Here is a 3,882-nt window from a genome sequence, read left to right as displayed (position 1 = left end):
CAACAACGTCATGCCCTCCTACAGCTAGCGAGAACGCATCGAGCGAGATCAGGAGACGTCCTGTGGACGCATTGCCCACGGCAGGCGTGAACTCGTAGACGACCACGCCGTCCGCCTCATGCGTCGTCACGCGCGTATCGAGCCTCGTTCCCGTGGCCTTGAGCGCCACCTCCCACGCAACGTCGAGCGGCTTCGCACCATCAACCACCGGAGCGCCCGCCGTGTGGTCGAGCACCTGCGTCAGGTAGCTCTGCCCGGTCATCTCCGGAAGCGCGAACAGCGGCTTGTCGATGACGAGGTTCGTCGGACGCGTGCGGAAGATCCGGAAGCCCAGCTGTGGCGCATCGAGCGTCTCCTGTTGCAGGGAGGCCGCCGCACGGCGCAGTCGCTCCGCCGTCACCTCGAAGATCGTCTCGTACCCGGCAGCCAGCGCGTTCTTGCCCGACTCCTCGGACGCATCAGGCTTCTCGGGGACCTGCACCAGAATCCAGTGCCGCGTCTTGCCGTCTTTCGGGTTCTGCTCCCACACTGCCTGGCCCGTCGAACCGGATCCCGCGAAGAAGTCAAGGATCAGGTCGCCGTCGTCGGTGATGGCGTGGAACAGGCGGGCGAGCACTTCCGTGTCCTTCGGGTAGTCGAACACGGTTGTTCCCATGCGCTCGTCTAGCGCCTTCGATGCGGCACGGCGATCCTTATAGAAGACGGACGCGGGTGCCCACTCCTCATGCTCATGCAAGTAGGACTTGAGCTGAAGGCGTCCGCCCTCCTTCTTGGGATAGACGATGCGATCGTCATCGGCGAACGCCTCCATCTTCTCCCGTCCGTAGGCCCAGCCATTCGCGTGCGGTTCGTGACCGCGGAATGTGTAGACGAGATTGGCCCTCGGGTTCGGGCTTCTTAGATCTGACGCGAAGTAGACACCTCGAGCATCAATCACGCGATAGTGCTTGTGCGCTTTTGCGGGGGCTTCGTCAGGCAGTGAGTTGTACCAGGCCTGTAGCGCCGCCGTTGCCGCCTCATAATCTGTACCGTGAACAGCGCGTAGCTCTTTGACCTTCCCGTAAATCTCGTCGAGACCGGCCTTGCGCTCACGCCAGCGCGCGTCCTGTTCGCGCAGATAGGTGTGGTCACGCGCGTAGGCCACTACGTAGTCGTGTCCAACGGAGATCTGACGAGCATCGTTCTTACGGCCGCCATTCCAGATGAAGTTGCCGACGAAGTTCTCTCCGCCAAATACGGCATCGAGCAGCAGCCGCAGGTGGTGGACCTCGTTGTCATCAATGGAAACGAGGATCACGCCGTCGCGGCGCAGCAGGTGACGCGCGAGCGCCAGACGCGGGAACATCATGGTCAGCCACGGCGCATGCTTGCGCCCGCCGGTCTCGATCCGGCTGGTGGTGGCGTTGCCCTGGTCATCAACCTGACCGGTCTCCTCGAGGTACTGCCGCTCGGGCACCGCGAAGTCGTCGTTGTAGGTGAACGTGTCGCCGGTGTTGTAGGGCGGGTCGATGTAGATCAGCTTGACGGCTCGCGAGTAGCCGTTCTTCAGGAGTTTGAGCACCTGAAGGTTGTCGCCCTCGATCAGGACGTCCCGGGCATCCGACCAACGCAGCGAGGCGTCCTCATCAGGCACCAGCGTTGCGGTGGTGGGCACGCGTGCGTCCTGGCGTGCTCGCTCGATGCCTGGCCAGGTGAAGGAGAAGGCGGGCTTCGAGTCACCGTCAAGACCGAGCGCCCCGAGCAACGCATCCCGATCGAGCTCACCGTCGAGGAAAGCACTGGGCACCAGGTCACGGAGTTGAGCGAGCAACTCTTGGTGCAGGTCTCGGGTCTCGTCCGGCACCGACGGGGTCATCGCGTGGCCTCCTGACGGCGGACGTCACGGTTACACGCTGTACTGCTGGGGCCGTGCGACCGCCTGGTGCTGAACGATGTCATGCTGTACTGGTTCTCCTCCGCGCTGACGCGCGACTTAAGTTGTGCTCTCGGGGGCGTGTCTTACCGTACCGACGGCCACCGACAGACGGGGTGGAGCGCGCCGGAGCGGGGCGACGATGGTTGCCGGAACCGGGAGCCATACCGGCTCGACCGAACGTTGCGACCTGTCCTCATTATCTCATGATCAGGACTTTTCGCGAAGAGCTCTTCGTCGCACGCGCCTCGGCCGGGGCGCCAGCGTCGCCATCTCGTCGACCAGTAGCAGATCCCAGCGATCCTCGTAGCGTTCGAACGTGGAGAGCAGCACCCGTGACCGCTCCACTGGTGCGTTCCGCTTGCCCGGTTCGATCCCGGGTTCGGTGAGCCAGTTCATGTGCTCGATCCATGCGGCGGCGGCGACGTGCGAGCGGGGAACGACGAAGTTGCGTGGCGGCAGGGCGAGGTCATGCGACACAGCCACCATGACGTAGTACTCCCGCTGGTGCTGGCTCGGCCCCTGCGACTTCGATCCGAGCGGCCAGCTGATCGACCTCCACGCCGACCCACGCGCCGTCTTCACCTGGATCTCGACCATCCGACGGTTATCCGGGTCGGCAAGCACGGCGAGGATGTCTGTGCGTTCCAGACCGTCATGAGTCAGTGCCGGCGCCCAGCCACGTCGGGCCAGCTCCGCCGCAGCGTGATGCTCCCCGATGGTCTTCGTCTGCTTGGTATCCGCCACAGCTTCGAGGCTACCGAGGAGATCGGACAGCATAATGGACGTATGGCTATGCCCGAGACCGACCTGCTGCGCATCGGCCGCTGGTGCCGTGAACGCGTGCCCGAGCACCTGTGGGATCAGGTGAGAGTAGAAGCCGAGATCGCCGACCGGCACGTCACGATCATCGAGACGCGGCCGCCGTGGGACGGGCAGGGCGACTGGACGCGGTTCCCGGTCGCGCGCCTGCGATACACCGTCAAGACCGGCCAGTGGAGCATCTACTGGCGTGACCGGCACATGAAGTTCCACGAGTACACGAAGAGGCGCCCGACGAAGAACGTCCAGAGTCTGCTCGACTACATCGGCAGCCACCAGGATCCGATCTTCTGGGGCTGAGAGCTCCCACGGCCGTGTCGGTACTCACCGCTACGGTCGGGAGTATGAGCGAAGAGCAATGGGATGAAGCGGCCTTCCGCGCATCGATCCCGGCCGCGCGCGAGAAGGTTGAGTTTGCCGCAAGGTTCTGCGAGATCGGCCCCTCACAGCCCCGCTGGGATAGTCACCGTCCCGTCGTCGAGTTGATCTTCTATCTCTGCAAGCTCGACTACGACATCAAGGTGCTCCTGCTGCCTTCCTGACCGATTGAAGCGCCCTGGGTTTGTTGGAGACTCCTGACCTTGGAAACGAGGATGGAGTTATGCCGAAAGAGCAGACAGCGGGGAAGCCGACGACGCGTCGGTATTCGCCGGAGGAGAAGGCCGCGGCGGTCCGGATGGTGAGGACGCTGCGTGCCGAGCTGGGGACCGAGCATGGGACCGTCAATCGGGTCGCGACGCAGCTCGGGTACGGGGTCGAGTCCGTGCGGATGTGGGTCAAGCAAGCCGACATCGACGACGGCGTCACCTCTGGCGTGAGCAGCGCTGAGGCGCGGCGGGTGCGTGAACTGGAGCAGGAAGTCCGGGAGTTGCGGCGGGCCAACGAGGTCCTCAAGCGTGCTGCGTCTTTCTTCGGGGCGGAGCTCGACCGCCACTACCGGAAGTAGTCGCGTTCATCGACGCGAACAAGGATGACCTGGTCGACGCTCGCCGGCTCGGAGTCGAGCTCATCTGCAGGCTGCTGCAGGTGGCTCCGAGCAGCTACTACGCCGCCAAGACCCGCGCCCCCTCGGCTCGCGCGGTGCGGGACGAGGAGCTGATCCCGCAGCTGGTCGAGCTCTAGGTGTAGGAGGGCATGACGTTGTTGAC

Annotated in this window: 4 protein-coding genes, 1 pseudogene and 1 other annotated feature; of the genes and pseudogenes, 3 read left to right on the top strand and 2 right to left on the bottom strand. The window is 64.2% G+C overall.

Annotated elements, in window-relative coordinates; translation table 11 throughout:
- Positions 1-1,855: site-specific DNA-methyltransferase (locus tag HMPREF3105_RS12430; protein WP_070709905.1), on the bottom strand; the 1,855-nt coding region annotated here is incomplete at its 3' end.
- 267 nt (positions 1,856-2,122) lie between these two features.
- Positions 2,123-2,692, bottom strand: coding sequence for a hypothetical protein (locus HMPREF3105_RS12425; RefSeq protein ID WP_070709903.1), 570 nt, complete (start codon positions 2,690-2,692; stop codon positions 2,123-2,125).
- 9 nt (positions 2,693-2,701) lie between these two features.
- Here HMPREF3105_RS12425 and HMPREF3105_RS12420 point away from each other — a divergent pair, with 9 nt between their 5' ends.
- The 3 genes and pseudogenes from HMPREF3105_RS12420 to HMPREF3105_RS12410 all read left to right on the top strand — a co-directional run.
- Positions 2,702-3,034 carry a DUF3024 domain-containing protein gene (locus HMPREF3105_RS12420; protein WP_036315702.1) on the top strand — a complete coding sequence of 111 codons (333 nt, stop codon included), beginning with the start codon at positions 2,702-2,704 and terminating at the stop codon, positions 3,032-3,034.
- Positions 3,035-3,078: 44 nt separating this feature from the next.
- Positions 3,079-3,276, top strand: coding sequence for a hypothetical protein (locus HMPREF3105_RS12415; RefSeq protein ID WP_010078466.1), 198 nt, complete (start codon positions 3,079-3,081; stop codon positions 3,274-3,276).
- A 59-nt stretch (positions 3,277-3,335) separates the two neighbouring features.
- A pseudogene (locus tag HMPREF3105_RS12410) lies at positions 3,336-3,853 on the top strand (transposase); the annotation flags it as partial.
- Positions 3,635-3,769: a sequence feature (AL1L pseudoknot), on the top strand. It overlaps the preceding pseudogene by 135 nt.
- Positions 3,854-3,882: the final 29 nt, after the last annotated feature.

The sequence above is a fragment of the Micrococcus sp. HMSC31B01 genome (genome assembly GCF_001816085.1).
GTDB lineage: Bacteria > Actinomycetota > Actinomycetes > Actinomycetales > Micrococcaceae > Micrococcus > Micrococcus luteus.
This window is presented reverse-complemented; position numbering and strand designations above follow the sequence as displayed.

What these genes read in the sequence shown, in the direction of transcription:
- HMPREF3105_RS12415 (WP_010078466.1), top strand. Translation starts at nt 3,079, where the DNA reads ATGAGCGAAGAGCAATGGGATGAAGCGGCCTTCCGCGCATCGATCCCG.
- HMPREF3105_RS12420 (WP_036315702.1), top strand. Translation starts at nt 2,702, where the DNA reads ATGGCTATGCCCGAGACCGACCTGCTGCGCATCGGCCGCTGGTGCCGT.
- HMPREF3105_RS12425 (WP_070709903.1), bottom strand. Translation starts at nt 2,692, where the DNA reads ATGCTGTCCGATCTCCTCGGTAGCCTCGAAGCTGTGGCGGATACCAAG.